The organism is Xanthomonas sp. NCPPB 2250 (genome assembly GCF_056725265.1).
In genome coordinates, this window is the sequence record NZ_CM161520.1 from 4,241,684 (window position 1) to 4,256,415 (window position 14,732).

Here is a 14,732-nt window from a genome sequence, read left to right on the forward strand (position 1 = left end):
TCAGTAACTCGCGGTCGCACTCACGCCCGCCACCGCGGTGATCGCCTTGATCCGCACGTAATAGAGCCCGGCCGGCAAGGTCAGCGTGCAGCGCTCGGTGGTCCCGGCGGCGACCGAGCGGCAACCGTATGCGGTATCGGTCGGCAGGGCGCCCGCGCGCAGGTACAGATCGGCATTGCCGCTGCCGCCGCTCAGGGCCAGGGTCAGCGCCGACGTGCCGGCGGGCACGGTGATCTGGTAGTACAGCGACGTTCCCGCCTTGAGCGACAGGTTTCCCAGCGGCACGCCACGCACCAGCGTCTGCGCCTTCACTGTCGCCGCCACCGCCGCCCCCGCATTGACCAGCCCTGCACCGCAGCCGGCGGTGCACGCCACCGGCAGCGGGCTGGCGGTGGCCTTCAGCCGCGCCTCCAGTACCGCCGGCGTCAGTGGATTCAGCGCTGCCGACAGCACCAGCGCGGCGACGCCGGCCACGTGCGGCGCCGCCATCGAGGTGCCGCTGTAGGACGCATACGCCGGCGCCCCCGGCCCCAGCGTGCCGGTATTAAGCGTGGACAGGATGCCCTGTCCGGGAGCGGCAATGTCCACGCCCGCCCCATAGTTGGAAAAACTGGCACGGGCGCCGGCGGAAGTGGTCGCGGCCACCGCGATCACGTTCGGACAGTTGGCGGGCACGCTGCCGGCGACATCGCTGCTGCTGTTGCCCGCAGCGACGACGACGCTGGTCCCGCGCGCAACCGCACTCGCGATCGCCCCTGCCATCGTCGGCGAACAGCTTCCGGCGGCACCCAGCGACAGATTGATGACCTGCGCCGGCGTCGGGTTGGCGGGAACGCCGGCGATGGCGCCGCCGGACGCCCAGACGATGGCGTCGGCGACATCGGAGAGATAACCACCGCATTTACCCAGCACGCGCACCGGCAGCAGCTTCGCGTTGAAGGCGACGCCGGCGACACCGGCGGCATTATTGGTGACCGCGGCGATGGTGCCGGCCACATGCGTGCCGTGCCAACTCGAACTCGCCGCCGGCGTACCGGCACCGCAGGTATTGGCGGGATAGCCATCGCCCGGATCGGCGGCGTCACGGTCGCGGCCGCCGCCATCGCCGGCCACCAGGGGATCGCTGATGAAGTCGTAGCCCGGCAACACGTTCGCGGCCAGATCCGGATGTGCGGTGATGCCGGTATCGAGCACTGCGACCACCACGCCCTTGCCCGTCGCCAGATCCCAGGCCGGGCGCACATTGATCGCCGCCGTACCGGTTCCGAACGCCCATTGTTGGGACAGGCCAGGATCGTTCGGGACCAGCAGGGGGCGCAACAGCATATCGACCTCCACGCGCGCGACGGCCGGATCGGCGGCCAGGCGCCGCATCAGCGTTTCCGCCTCGACGCGATCCAGGCTGCGATCGGCGGCAATGACGTCGGCACCGGTCGCCAGGCGCCGCAACGATGCCAGGCCGAGGGCACGGCCGCGCCGGGCCGGCAACATGCGTGCGGCCTCCGCCAGCGGTGCCGCGCGCGAGGCCAGCGCAGGCGCGGCGCCATCGCGATAGGTGACGATGAAACGCTGTGGATTCGGCGTCGTCGCCAGCGCCTGCAATCCGATCTCGCCGGCAGCGGCGGTGCCGGCGGCCGCCAGCAGCAAAAGGCACGCGGCGCTGCGGCGCCGAAGCACGCTGTACTTGAACATGAGACTCCCCCCCGAGCTGTACACATGGCGCAGTCGGCCGTCCACCGCGCAGGGTCGAACGTGGCGGCGCAGGCCGCGGCCACCGCGTACGCGACAGCCGCAGGACGGCCCTGCACTGCGGATAGCGGCAAGGCGCGGGTCGGGGAGAGGGCGCGAGCGGCGCAATGTGCAGATCTGTGATCGGCGACGAGCCCTGCTGCGGAGTGCATCAAGACGACCGGGCCAGGGCAGCCGGAAACGGACGCGGCACCAACAAAAAAGCCCCGCGCCGAAGCGCGGGGCGACCGAGAGTGGCGGCGGCGGCGTCCTGGCCGACCGCTGCGATCCGGCACCGGGAGGTGCGCGGCGGGCATGGCGCGGCCGCCGCGACGGAGTGCCTCAGTAGTCGGCCTTCAGGCTGACACCGGAGAACGTGCTGTACGCCTTCACCCGCACGTAGTAGGTGCCGGCCTGCGGGGAGTTGAAGGTGCAGCTCTCGTTGTTGCCGTTCTTGTACGGACGGCAGTCGTAGGCCGAATCGGTCGGCGCGCTGCCGAAGCGCACGTACAGGTCGGCATCGCCGCTGCCGCCGGAGGTGGTGACCACCAGGCTGCTGGCGCCGGACGGCACCTTGACCGTGTAGTTCAGCGAGGAGCCGCTGTTGGCGCTGAGGTTGGTGACCGCCACGCCGTCCTGCAGTTCGTTGCTGCTGCCGCCACCACCGCCACCACCGCTGCTGCCGCCGTTCAACGCTGCGGTGACCGCCGCGTTGGCGTCGAGCAGGCCGGCGCCGCAGCCCTGCGAGCAGGAGAAGCTGGCGGCGGTGTTCTTGATGGTGCTTTCCACCTGCGCCGGGGTCAGCGCGGTCGGCGCCACCGACTGCATCAGCGCGACCACGCCGGCCACGTGCGGGGTCGCCATCGAGGTGCCGTTGTACGAGGCGTAGCTCGGGTTGCCCGGGGTGGTGGTACCGTCGTTGAGCGTGGACAGGATGTTCGAGCCCGGCGCGGAGATGTCGATGCCCGCGCCGTAGTTCGAGTAACTGGCCTTGGCCCGCGACGAGGTGGTCGCCGCCACCGCGATCACGTTGTTGCAGTTGGCCGGCACCGAGCTGGACACGTTGGTCGAGCTGTTGCCCGCCGCCACCACCACCGTGGTGCCGCGGCTGACCGCGCCGTTGATGGCGTTCTGGTAGGTGCTCGAGCAGGTGCCGCTGCCGCCCAGCGACATGTTGATCACTTCGGCCGGGGTGGTATTGGTCGGCACGCCGCTGACGGTGCCGCCGGAGGCCCAGGTGATCGCATCGGCGATGTCGGAGGTGTAGCCGCCGCACTTGCCGAGCACGCGCACCGGCAGGATCTTGGCCTTGAACGCGGTGCCGGCCACGCCGGTGCCGTTGTTGGTGACCGCGGCGATGGTGCCGGCCACATGGGTGCCGTGCCAGCTGGAATTGGAGGCGGGCGAACCGGAGTAGCACTCGCCGGCAGCGGCCCAGTCGCCTTCGTCGGCCGGGTTGCTGTCGCGGCCGTTGCCGTCGCGCGCCGAATCCGCGTCGCTGATGAAGTCGTAGCCCTGCAGGACGTTGGCGTTGAGGTCCGGGTGGCTGGTGATGCCGGTGTCGATCACCGCCACGACCACGCCGTCGCCGCTGGCCTTGTCCCAGGCCGAGCGCACGTTGATGCCGGCATTGGTGGTGCCGAAGGCCCACTGGTCGCCCAGGCGCGGATCGTTCGGCGTCAGCGCGATGGTCATGCGCTGGTCGACCTCGACGTACTCGACGTTCGGGTCGGAGGCGATCTGCCGCATCAGCGTCTCGGCCTCGGCGCGGTCCAGCGGACGGCTGGCCTTGACCACTTCCGGACCCACCGCCAAGCGGCGCAGGCTGGTCAGGCCGAGCGCGCGGCCGTTCTTGGCCGGCAGCACGGCGGCGGCCGACTGCAGCGTCGCGCGCAGCGCCGCCGAAGGCGCCGCAGCGGCGGCGGACGCGCTGGAGATGCTGACCGGCGCGGCATCGCGGGTCTTGACGATGAAGCGCTGCACGGTCGGTTCGGAAGACAGGCCGGAGAGGTTCACGTCACCGGCGAAGGCTGGGGTGGCCAACAGCAGCGAGGTGAGAGCGGAGGCGCCAAGCACGACCAGCCACGGACGCTGGCGCGACCCACGATGCGACATTTCGGACATTCGGACTTCCTTTCGGTTGAGTAGCCGCCTGATGGCGGTGTTCCGCGCCGCACCGGTCCGGTCGAAACCTGAACCTGGCGTGCATTGCGAGCCCGGTCGGATGGCGTGTTACCGACCATTCATCGACGCTAGCTCAGTACAAGCGCGTATGGAGCAGGGTGTGACGGAAATCCGTTGTACAAAACGACGAAATGCAATCACCGTCGATGTCACAAAGAGAACTACACCTCATTTTTGCTGCAATGCAGCATGGAAAGACGCCAGACTTGGCAAATCAGGGGCAGATTTTTGGCTCCCGCGCGACACACGGGACAAGAAAAGGAGACAGTGGATACAGACGACAGAGGTCGCCTGCAGGGCGGCGCCACATCGGAACAGACACGGAATGTCCGGGGGGCGGACTCCCGGAGAGACGGGGAAGGCGCGGTGCGGAGGCGGGGCGGCGACACCTCGCACGCCCCCGGCTCACAGGTGCGGACCTCGCCTGCAATGGCCGACGCCACCATGTCGGACCATGCCCACCGGGCATGAGGTCCATTCGCCAGGGCGGCCGACAGCCGCCCCAGCGTTGGGCGTTCGGCTCAGCCCAGCCGCACCAGCCAGCCGTGGCGGTCGGCCACGCGGCCGTACTGGATGTCGGTGAGTTCCTGGCGCAGCGACAGCGTCACCGGGCCGGCGGGCGCGCTCAGGTCGCCGACCGCGAAGTCCTTGCCCTTGAGCTGGCCGATCGGGGTCACCACCGCGGCGGTGCCGCAGGCGAACACCTCGGCGATCTCGCCCGAGGCCAAGCCGTCGCGCCACTCGTCGATGCTGACCTGCCGCTCCACCACCTGCATGCCGCGGTCGCGGGCCAGTTGCAGGATGCTGTCGCGGGTGATGCCTTCCAGGATGCTGCCCGACAGCGCCGGGGTGACCAGGCTGCCGTCGCGCATCACCAGGAACACGTTCATGCCGCCCAGTTCCTCGATGTACTTGCCCTCGACCGGGTCGAGGAACAGCACCTGCGAGCAGCCCTGCGCCTGCGCCTGCTGCTGCGGCAGCAGCGAGGCGGCGTAGTTGCCGCCGCACTTGGCCGCGCCGGTGCCGCCCTTGGCGGCGCGCGCGTAGTCGGTGGACAGCCAGATCGCCACCGGCGCCACGCCCTTGGCGAAATAGGCACCGGCCGGACTGGCGATGACGTAGTAGCCGGCCTTCTGCGCGGCGCGCACTCCCAGGAACGCCTCGTTGGCGATCATGAACGGACGGAAATACAGGCTGGTCTCCGGCGCCGACGGCACCCACGCGGCATCTACCGCGATCAGCTGCCGCAGCGACTCCACGAACAGGTCCACCGGCAGCTCCGGCAGCGCCAGGCGCTGCGCCGAGCGCTGCAGGCGCTTGCCGTTGGCCTCAGGGCGGAAGGTCCAGATCGAGCCATCGGCATGGCGGTAGGCCTTGATGCCTTCGAAGATCTCCTGGCCGTAATGCAGCACCGAGGCGGCCGGGTCCAGCGCCAGCGGGCCGTAGGCGCGCACTTCGGCGTCGTGCCAGCCCTGCTCGCGGCTCCATTCGATGGCGACCATGTGGTCGGTGAAATAGTTGCCGAAGCCCGGCGCGGCGAGGATCTGCGCGCGCGCCTCGGCGCTGCGCGCGGCGGTGGACGGGGTCAGGCGGAACTGCGTGGACGGCTCGGTAGCGGACACCGGGAATTCCTGTGGTAGTCGAGGGATGGCCAGGGCCGCCGGGCGTGGCGGCCGCAGCGGCGACGCCCGATCCGGGCTCCGGCACGACGCACGGGGCGTCGCGCGCGGGTCAGAGCATGCCGGTTTCCAGGCGCGCGGCCTCGGACATCATATGCCGGCCCCACGGCGGATCGAACACCAGCTCGACGTCGGCCTCGGCGATGGTCGGGATCATTTCCAGCTTGCTGCGCACGTCGTCGACCAGGATCTCGCCCATGCCGCAGCCGGGCGCGGTCAGGGTCATCTTGACCTCGACGGTGCGCTGGCCATCCTCGCGCGCGTGCATGGTCACGTCGTAGATCAGGCCCAGATCGACGATGTTGAATGGGATCTCGGGATCGAAGCAGGTGCGCAACTGCTGCCAGATCAGGGCTTCGACCTGCTCGTCGCCGGCGTCCTCGGGCAGTTCCAGCCCCGGCGGCGGCTCCTTGCCGATGGCGTCGCCGTCCTTGCCGGCGATGCGGAACAGATTGCCCTCCACGAACACCGTGTAGCTACCGCCCAGGGCCTGGGTGATGTAGCCGTAGCTGCCGGCGGGCAGGGTCACCGCGTCGCCCTGCGGCACCATCACCGCGGCGCAATCGCGTTCGAATTGGACAGGTTCGCTGCTGCGTGAGTACATGGGGGCGATATGGGGACAGGCCCCGCCGGTGCAAGTCGTGCAGTTTATCCGAGTGCGCGGGGCGCGCGCCGGAAGTATCCTGTACGCCTTCTCCGGGAACATCGAATGCCGCCTTCCTCCACGCCGGCCAGGCCCTCGCACTGGCTGTGGCCTCTGTTGCTCGCCATGGGCTGTTTCACCGCGTTGATCGCCTGGTTGCTGGTGGCGCTGTCGCTGGGTCGCCAGGCCGGCTGGATGGCCGTGGTGGTGGCGCTGGAGATCGCCTGGATGCTGCGCCTGGGCAACCTGCCACGCGGCCCTCTGCGCATCGCCGTGGCGATGAGCGCCACGGTGCTGGTGATCGTCGCCGCCAACTGGGGCATCGCCGCTGCGCAGATGGGTGCGGGGCTGGGCCTGAACGTGTGGGATTCGTCGCTGAAGATGGGCGCCTACTACGCCTGGACCCTGACCCTGCTGGCCAACAGCCCCGGCGACCTGCTGTGGCTGTGCATCGGCGTGGCCACGGCGTATTTCAGCGCGCGCTGATCACGGCGCGAGCGCGGCGGACGCCGCTGGCGTGGCGCGGCCTGAGGGCATCCCGATCATCCGCCCTCGCGCTGAAGCGCATCGCTTTTTGTAGGAGCGGCTTCAGCCGCGATGGGCGTTACCGGTAACGTCTGGTCGCGGCTGAAGCCGCTCCTACGACGCCTGCTTTCGCGACGTCACCCCTGCCCTGCCATTCCGCCCGCAACGGCTCAATGCCCGCCGCCATCCAGCGCCTTCAGCTCGCTGACCAGCGCGCCGGCCGCCTCGGCACCATCGCCGTACAGCATGCGGGTGTTGTCGGCATAGAACAGCGCGTTCTCGATGCCGGCGAAGCCGGTGCCCTTGCCGCGCTTGATGACGATGACGTTCCTGGAATTGACCACGTCCAGGATCGGCATGCCGTAGATCGGGCTGGCCGGGTCGGTCTTGGCGACCGGGTTGACCACGTCGTTGGCACCGATCACCAGCGACACGTCGGTGCTGGCGAACTCGGGGTTGATGTCGTCCATGTCGGCGATCAGGTCGTAGGGCACGCCGGCCTCGGCCAGCAGCACGTTCATGTGCCCGGGCATGCGCCCGGCCACCGGATGGATCGCGAACTTGACCTTGACCCCGCGCTCGATCAGCCGCTGCGCCAGCTCCCAGATCTTGTGCTGCGCCTGCGCCACCGCCATGCCGTAACCGGGCACGATCACCACCCGTTCGGCGTAGGCCATCATCGCCGCCACGTCGCCGGCCTCGATCGGCTTCTGGCTGCCAGCGATCGCCTGCGCCTGGCCGCCGCCGCCGAAGTTGGAGAACAGCACGCCGCGGATCGGCCGGTTCATCGCCTTGGCCATCAGCCGGGTCAGCAGGATGCCGGCCGCGCCGACCATCATGCCGGCGATGATCAGCGCCTCGTTGCCGAGCACGTAGCCCTCGAAGGCCACCGCCAGGCCGGTGAAGGCGTTGTACAGCGAGATCACCACCGGCATGTCGGCGCCGCCGATCGGCAGCGTCATCAGCACGCCCAGGGCCAGCGCCAGCACGAAGAACAGCACGATCGCCAGCGGACTCAGGCTGATCGCGGCCCACGCGCCCACGCCCAGCATCGCCACGCACACCAGCAGGTTGAACGCCTGCTGCGCGGGGAACGTGACGCGCTTGTCCAGGCGCCCGTCGAGCTTGGCCCAGGCGACGATCGAACCGGACAGCGACACCGCACCGATCGCCGAGCCGATCACCGCCAGCGCCAGCGTGGTCGCATCCGGCTGGCGCGCGGCCAGCGCGGCGATCGCGGCCTCGCTCCAGTGCGTGGTATCGCGGCGCATCAGGAACGAGAAGCGCAGCAGCTCCACCGCACCGATCGCCGCCGCCGAGCCGCCGCCCATGCCGTTGTACAGCGCGACCATCTGCGGCATGTCGGTGATCGCCACCTTCTTGGCGGAGATCCACGCCGCGGCAGTACCGAGCACGATCGCCAGCACGATCAGCGGCAGGTTGTGCAGGCCCGGCAGCAGGAAGGTGGCGGCAGTCGCCAGCAGCATGCCGAAGCCGGCCCAGCGGATGCCGCTGCGCGCGGTCCTGGGCGAGGCCATGCGCTGCAGGCCGAGCAGGAACAGGGTGGCGGCGACCAGATAGCTGCTCTTGATCAGGATCGGCAACAGTTCCATCAGCACGCGTGCTCCGAAAAAGGACATCTGCCCGAGCGGCAGCAACTACGAGAGGACGCCCGGCGCGAGGCCGAGCAGTGCGAGCAGGACGGCCACGGCCAGCGCCGCGGCGGTGCGCCGAGGCCGCGCATTCAATCCTTCGCCTTGGTCTTGGAAGCGTCCGGCTTGCTGGACTTGAACATGTCCAGCATGCGCTCGGTCACCACATAGCCGCCGGCGGCATTGCCGGCGCCGAGCAGCACCGCGACGAAGCCGATGGCTTTCTCCAGGGTGGTGTCGGCATGCCCCAGCACCACCATCGCGCCGATCAGGACGATGCCGTGGATGAAGTTGGAACCGGACATCAGCGGGGTGTGCAGGATCACCGGCACCCGCGAGATGATCACATGCCCGGCGATGGCCGCTAGCATGAAGATGTACAAGGCCACGAACCCGTCGCTCATCGCACTGTTCTCCCGGGCGCCGCGCCCGTCCGCCGCATCATAACCGCGTGCTGAACCGCTGTGCGATGCCGTCATGCGGTTGCGCGGCGGGCGCGAGGCCCGGCCGGTCAACCACGCCCGCCACCGCGCGTTAACCACGGCATCCCCCTGCCGGAAGCTAAGCTGTGCTGGTGAGCACGCCCGCCCTCGCACCGCCATCGACCGATGCCGACACCGAACAGCGCCCGCTGCCGGCGTCGCTGGACGCGTTCCTGGCCGAGATCGGGCCGCGCGCGTTCCGCTTCGCCGAAGCCGGACTGCGTCAGCGCGAGGACGCGCTGGACGCGGTGCAGGACGCGATGATCAAGCTGCTGGCCTATCGCGAGCGCCCGGCGCAGGAATGGACGCCGCTGTTCTGGAGCATCCTGCGCCGGCGCATCATCGACCTGCAGCGCCGCCGCACCTTCCGCCTGCGCTTCTGGGCGCCGACCAGCGAGCGTGACGCGGACAGCCCGCCGGACTGGGCCGACGACGGCCCCAATCCGTCCGAGCAGCACGAGCGTCGGCAGACCCATGCGCGGCTGGTGACGGCGCTGCGCGCATTGCCGGCCCGGCAGCGCGAGGCCTTCACCCTGCGCGTACTGGAAGAGCTGGACGTGGCCACCACCGCACGCGCGATGGGCTGCTCGGAAGGCTCGGTAAAAACCCATCTGTCGCGCGCCCGCGAGGCGCTGCAGAAACATCTGGAGGACGTCCGATGACATCCGATCCCACCCGCCCGGCGGATTTCGACACGCAGATGCGCGCCGTCCACCAGGCCGGCTTGCAGGCCCTGCCCGCGCCGACCCTGGCGCGGCTGCGCGCCGCACGCCAGCAGGCCAGCCATGCGCACGCGGCGCCAAGCCGGCGCTGGGGCTGGCTGCTGGCGGCGGTCCCGGCGCTGCTCGGCGCGGCGCTGGGCGTGCACCTGCTGCTGCGCCCCGCACCATCGATGCCGACCACCACCGCCAGCGTCGCCACCGCCACTGCCACGACCGTGGCCACGACCGCCTCGGCGCGCGCCGGCGCGGCCACCGACAGCGACCAGGCCGCGACCGCGATGCTCGACGAAAATCCCGACCTGTACCTGTGGCTGGGCTCCGATACCTCGCTGGCAATGGAATGAACCCGATGACTCGCCTGATCCGTCTCTCCCTGGCGCTGGCGCTGCTGGCCGGCACTGCCGTCCCGGCGGCCTTCGCCGCCCCGCCCCCGCCCGGGCCGCCGCCACCGCCGAGCGCGGCCGACCGCGACGACGACTCCGGCCCGCCGCTGCCCGACTGGGAACACCTGAGCCCACAGCAGCGCGAGCTGCTGATCGCGCCCCTGCGCCAGCGCTGGAACGATGCCCCGCAGCAACGCCGACGCATGTTCGAGCACGCGCAGCGCTGGCAGTCGATGACCCCCGAGCAACGCGACCGCGCACGCAAGGGCGCCCGTCGCTACGAGGACATGACCCCGCAGCAGCGCGAGGAGGCGCGGGTGCTGTTCGAGCGCATGCGTACGCTGCCGCCGGACCAGCGCAAGGCGCTGCGCGACCGCTGGGAAGCAATGACGCCGGCGCAACGCGCCGCCTGGATCCGTGCCAATGCCGGCCCGGACAACCTGCCGCCGCCGGATGCTGCCAGGTAGGCGAAACGCGGCGCCGGTTCAAGCCTGATGCGCATGGCGCGCGCGCCCTCGCATCGTCGGGTGCTGCGCATGGAGTCCAGCGCCGCGGAAATCACCTCGTAGGCGCGGCTTCAGCCGCGACCGGGTTTACCGGGAAGGCTATCGCGGCTGAAGCCGCTCCTACGGAAGTCGCCCTCCGGTCGCGACGCGGCGTTTTGGGTAGCGCCCGTCGCGGCTGAAGCCGCTCTTACGCGGGCTCACCTTGCCAGCAGATCAGCGCCGCCCGAGCCGGCGCCCAACCATCGCGGCCGCACTCACGCCGTCCAGCGCGTCTTCGCCAACAGTTCGTCGTTCCAGTCGTAGGCGATCGCGCCGTCCTTCAGGAACAGAGCGACGAAGTTGTAGACGTTGCGCGCGTACATTTCGCTGGCATGCACCGCGCCCATGCTGGCCAGATCCAGCGGCCCGGCGATGGTCACGCCGGCGTGTTCGATGGTCTCGCCCGGGCGGGTCAGTTCGCAGTTGCCGCCGGTCTCGGCGGCCAGGTCCACCACCACGCTGCCCGGCTTCATCCCGGCGACCATCGCCGCGCTGAGGATCTTCGGTGCCGGCCGTCCCGGCACCGCGGCGGTGCACACCACCACGTCGATGCCCTTCAGGTGCTCGGCCAGGCGACGCTGCTGCTCCGCGCGTTCGTCGTCGGTGAGTTGCCGCGCGTAGCCGCCCTCGCCGGCGGCGCTGACCCCGAGATCGAGGAACTTGCCGCCCAGCGATTCGATCTGCTCGCGGGTTTCCGGGCGCACGTCGAAGCCCTCCACCTGCGCACCCAGGCGCTTGGCGGTGGCGATGGCCTGCAGGCCGGCCACGCCGGCGCCGACGATCAGCACCTTGGAGGGGCGGATGGTGCCGGCCGCGGTGGTCAGCATCGGGAAGAAACGCGGCGCCAGCTGCGCGGCGATCAGGGTCGCCTTGTAGCCGGCCATGCCGGCCTGCGAGCTGAGCACGTCCATCGCCTGCGCGCGGGTGGTGCGCGGCAGCCGTTCCAGCGGGAAGGCGACCAGTTGCCGCGCCTGCAGCGCCGCCGCGCGCGCCGGATCGGCCTGCGGCTGCAGGATGCCGACAACGCCGGCGCCCTCCTTGAGCTGCTGCAGCGCCACCGCCGGCAGCGGCTGCACGCACAGCACCAGATCCGCCTGCGCCGGGCTGTCGGCATCGGCCAGGCTGGCGCCGGCGGCCAGGTAGGCCGCATCGACGAAGCCGGCCGACACGCCGGCCTGCGGCTCGACCCGCACCTGCGCGCCCAGGGCGACCAGTTTCTTGACCGTCTCCGGCGTCGCCGCCACGCGGCGTTCGCCCTGCGCCGATTCCTTCACCACCAGCACCTGCACTGCCATGCGATTCCCCGTGCCTTGCCTGTCGTCCGCGCCGATCCTACAGCGTCCGCACGCCAGGTGGAGGCGTCGCGCACGCCAAGTGGGCACCGGCGACCGGGCGCGTCGGCGCCCACGACCCAAGGGCGCACGCCGCGCGCCGCGTCGGCGAAGGCGGGTTCTTCGCCGAGGCGGCCAGGGACATGGCCAGGTCGGGAAGGACATGGCTTGCGAGGAACACCTGCATCGCCGGAAAGCGCTTGCCAACGCGGGTCATGCATAGGAGCGGCTTCAGCCGCGACCGGCAGTCCGAGGAAACCGCGCCGCGGCGGAGGAAACCTCCTGATCCAGCCAAGGCCCACAGACCGGAAACGGCGTCAGCCGGGACGGGGGCTCCGAGTAACGCCCCTTGCGGCTGAAGCCGCTCCTACGGTCGCGATGGCATAGCGACCAACGGCCGCCAGAACGCATCGCTGGTGATGCGCTGACGCCGCCAGTACGCGCAGCCGAGCAACACGTGACACGCGCAACGCCACGGCAGCAATCGCCGGCGCCGCCGCGGTGCTCTCAGTGCAAGGTCGCGCTATGCGGATCGAGACGGTCGATGACGCCCTGCATGGCGCTGTCGAAGGCGCCGTCGTCGACGTGCGCGCGCAGCCGGCCCAGCCGCACCATCACCGCCAGTTCTTCCGGCGAGGCCACGCAGAAGCGCACGCCTCGGCGGTTGACGAACAGCAGCCGCGACGAGATCGGGCTCACCCACGACAGCTTGCCGGCCTGCATCTTGCCGTCGCGGTCGACGAAATCCAGCCAGGTGCCGATCTGCATCGTGCGGAAGCGGTCGGCATCGGCGTTGTCGAAATCGTCCATGGTCTGCGGCGGCGCCACGTCCACCGGTTGCGCCTCCTGCACCGGCGGCTGCGGCAGCGCCACCTGCGGCAGTTCCGGCAGCGGCCGCTCCAGTTCCGGGCGCAGCTCGGCCACCGCCTGCAGCGTGTCGTGCAGCGCGTCGATCGCGGCCGTGGCCGCCTCGGCATGCAGGCCGACGCTGGCGAAGACCCGCTGCAGCGCGCCCTGCCAGGCCTGCAGCCAGGGCTTGCCGACGATGTGCCGTTGCGCCTCGGCGGCTTCCTCGAGCAGGCCGTCGGCCAACGCCAGCGCATCGCGCACGCCGGGCCCGCCCTCGCCTTCGCGCAGCATCGCCATGGTCAGGTGGTGCTGCCACGGCTGGCGCAGGAAATCCTGCAGCGCCTGCGGCAATTGCCGGCCCTGCAGGCGCACCTGCAGTTCGGCCTCGGCGCGCTGCCGCGCCAGTTCCAGCTTCTCCTGGCCGCGCTGGGTCTCGGCGGCGCGGCGCTCGGCGATCTCGATGCGGCGGCGGTGCTGCACCAGGAAATCGCGGAATTCCTCCTCCAGGGTCAGGAAGATCGCCAGGTTCTCGTTGAACTCGGCCACCAGCCGGTCGATGATCTCCTCGACCTTGCCCATCAGCACGCGCTCGGCCTGGCTCTCGCCGGTGTTGCCCTCGCAGGCCTCCGCCAGCGAGTTGAGCAGGCGCCGCGCCGGATGGGTCTTCTGCACGAACATGCGCCGGTCCAGCAATGCGACCTTGACGAACGGCACCACCAACCGGCCGATCAGTTCGCGCGAGCGGCCCTCCAGGTCGCGCTCGTCAAGCATCACGTCGAACAGCATGCCGACCAGGTCGATCGCGTCCTCGTCGACCGGATCCAGCCGCGCATGCGCCGGGTCCACGCCGAACTGGGTGGCGTTGGACAGCACCTCGCTCTTGAGCCGCTGCGCCAGCGATTCGCTGTCGTCGCCGATCGCCGCGCGCAGCGTCGCGCTGGGCGTGGCCTGCAGCAGCGACAGCACCGACATCATCTCGCGCTGGCTCAGCGGGCGTTGCTGGCCGACCGCCGCGGTCGCCGCGGAGGTGGCGCTCTCGCGCGCGTTGCGGGTCTGCTGCAACAGTTCGTGCAGCGCCTCCAGCAACACGCCCTGGCTACCGCCGGGCAGGCGCGCCTCGCCGTCGTCGTAGCGCTCGCCGGCCTGCAGGCTGCCGCGGCGCTCGGCCCAGCGGTTCACGAAGCGGTTGGCCCAGGCCGGCGCGTAGTGTTCTTCGTCCTCGCCCAGCTCGGCACCGACGCCATCGGCGGCGGCGCCGGCCTCGCGCGGCGGGCGCTGCTCCGGCGGCGGTGGGCGCCGCGGCGGCGGCGGCGGTCGCGGCCGCGAGATCTCCGGCATGATCCCGGCCTGGGCGAGGCTGTCGTCCAGGTCCTGGTAGAGCTTGCCGACCCCGGCGGTGAAGTCGCGTTCGCACAGCTTGATCAGCACCAGCCGCACTTCAGGCGCCAGGTCGCTGGTGGAAAACGCGGCATGCACGGCCACGCCGATGTGCTCGGGGCCGATCGGGTTGGTGTCCGCGTCCAGCTCCAGGCCGCCGGCGATCCAGCCCAGGCGCCGGTCGATGCGGGTCAGCACCGGCTTCCATTCGCGCAGCAGCACGCTGGCGAGGTTGCGTACCGCCAGCCGCGATTCCAGCTCGTGTTCGGAGATCAGGCTCAAGCCCTGCCCATAGCCGGCCAGGGCGACTTCGGCCGAGAGCGGCGCGCCGGCCTCCAGCGCCTCCCAGGCGGTATGCAGCTGGGCGCGGAAGCGCGCGGCGATCTCGTCGCGACGACGGCGCAGCTCGCGCATGCCGTCGAGGAACAGCAACTGCGACGCGCCGGCACTCTCGGCGCGGTCGAACAGCACGTCGTCGAAATGCGCCAGCGCCGCGGCGAAGGCCTGGCCCAACACTGGCAGCATGCCCTCGCGCGCCTGCGTCAACAGGCGCGGGTCACGCGCCGGGTGTGCGTGCGGGCTGGGGCTGAAACTCATGCGCGACGGCTCCGCGCCATGGACGGCGCCAGATA

General features: G+C 70.6%; 12 protein-coding genes. 4 read left to right on the plus strand and 8 right to left on the minus strand.

Translation table 11 applies throughout. The annotated features are described in order from the left end of the window. From AC1PMG_RS17235 to sufT, 4 genes are all read right to left on the minus strand, one after another. Positions 1–1,692, minus strand: coding sequence for a S8 family peptidase (locus AC1PMG_RS17235; RefSeq protein WP_481109652.1), 1,692 nt, complete (start codon positions 1,690–1,692; stop codon positions 1–3). A gap of 378 nt (positions 1,693–2,070) precedes the next feature. Beyond that, complete coding sequence (locus AC1PMG_RS17240) at positions 2,071–3,843, minus strand: S8 family peptidase (RefSeq protein WP_481111698.1); 1,773 nt, start codon at positions 3,841–3,843, stop codon at positions 2,071–2,073. 590 nt (positions 3,844–4,433) lie between these two features. Further along, positions 4,434–5,534, minus strand: a complete 1,101-nt coding sequence (locus tag AC1PMG_RS17245) for a branched-chain amino acid aminotransferase (RefSeq protein WP_481109653.1) — start codon at positions 5,532–5,534, stop codon at positions 4,434–4,436. 109 nt (positions 5,535–5,643) lie between these two features. Continuing rightward, positions 5,644–6,195 carry a putative Fe-S cluster assembly protein SufT gene (gene sufT / locus AC1PMG_RS17250; protein WP_017909071.1) on the minus strand — a complete coding sequence of 184 codons (552 nt, stop codon included), beginning with the start codon at positions 6,193–6,195 and terminating at the stop codon, positions 5,644–5,646. A 105-nt stretch (positions 6,196–6,300) separates the two neighbouring features. On the opposite strand from sufT, the gene AC1PMG_RS17255 reads away from it, so the two are divergent. After that, positions 6,301–6,720, plus strand: coding sequence for a hypothetical protein (locus tag AC1PMG_RS17255; RefSeq protein WP_481109654.1), 420 nt, complete (start codon positions 6,301–6,303; stop codon positions 6,718–6,720). Positions 6,721–6,929: 209 nt separating this feature from the next. Here AC1PMG_RS17255 and AC1PMG_RS17260 read toward each other — a convergent pair whose 3' ends face one another. Beyond that, on the minus strand, positions 6,930–8,372 hold the full coding sequence (locus AC1PMG_RS17260) for an NAD(P)(+) transhydrogenase (Re/Si-specific) subunit beta (protein ID WP_481109655.1): 1,443 nt from the start codon (positions 8,370–8,372) through the stop codon (positions 6,930–6,932). Between the two features lie 131 nt (positions 8,373–8,503). Further along, a complete protein-coding gene (locus tag AC1PMG_RS17265) occupies positions 8,504–8,815 on the minus strand; it encodes an NAD(P) transhydrogenase subunit alpha part 2 (protein ID WP_017909519.1) in 312 nt (103 codons plus the stop codon). A 164-nt stretch (positions 8,816–8,979) separates the two neighbouring features. Here AC1PMG_RS17265 and AC1PMG_RS17270 point away from each other — a divergent pair, with 164 nt between their 5' ends. The 3 genes from AC1PMG_RS17270 to AC1PMG_RS17280 are packed head-to-tail and all read left to right on the plus strand — an operon-like array spanning position 8,980 to position 10,465. Continuing rightward, entirely contained in the window at positions 8,980–9,555 is a 576-nt protein-coding gene (locus tag AC1PMG_RS17270; RefSeq protein WP_017909518.1) for an RNA polymerase sigma factor, read from the plus strand. Continuing rightward, positions 9,552–9,959: a hypothetical protein gene (locus AC1PMG_RS17275; protein WP_481109656.1), complete on the plus strand. Its 408-nt coding sequence runs from the start codon at positions 9,552–9,554 to the stop codon at positions 9,957–9,959. Before AC1PMG_RS17270 ends, AC1PMG_RS17275 begins: the two co-directional genes overlap by 4 nt. 5 nt (positions 9,960–9,964) lie before the next feature. Then, positions 9,965–10,465, plus strand: a complete 501-nt coding sequence (locus tag AC1PMG_RS17280; protein WP_481109657.1) for a DUF3106 domain-containing protein — start codon at positions 9,965–9,967, stop codon at positions 10,463–10,465. Between the two features lie 293 nt (positions 10,466–10,758). Here AC1PMG_RS17280 and AC1PMG_RS17285 read toward each other — a convergent pair whose 3' ends face one another. Both AC1PMG_RS17285 and AC1PMG_RS17290 read right to left on the minus strand, forming a co-directional pair. Further along, the gene (locus tag AC1PMG_RS17285) at positions 10,759–11,838 is read right to left on the minus strand and encodes an NAD(P) transhydrogenase subunit alpha (protein WP_150410384.1); all 1,080 of its coding nucleotides are present in this window, start codon (positions 11,836–11,838) and stop codon (positions 10,759–10,761) included. A gap of 543 nt (positions 11,839–12,381) precedes the next feature. Next, a complete protein-coding gene (locus AC1PMG_RS17290; protein ID WP_481109658.1) occupies positions 12,382–14,697 on the minus strand; it encodes a DUF1631 domain-containing protein in 2,316 nt (771 codons plus the stop codon). Positions 14,698–14,732 lie beyond the last annotated feature (35 nt).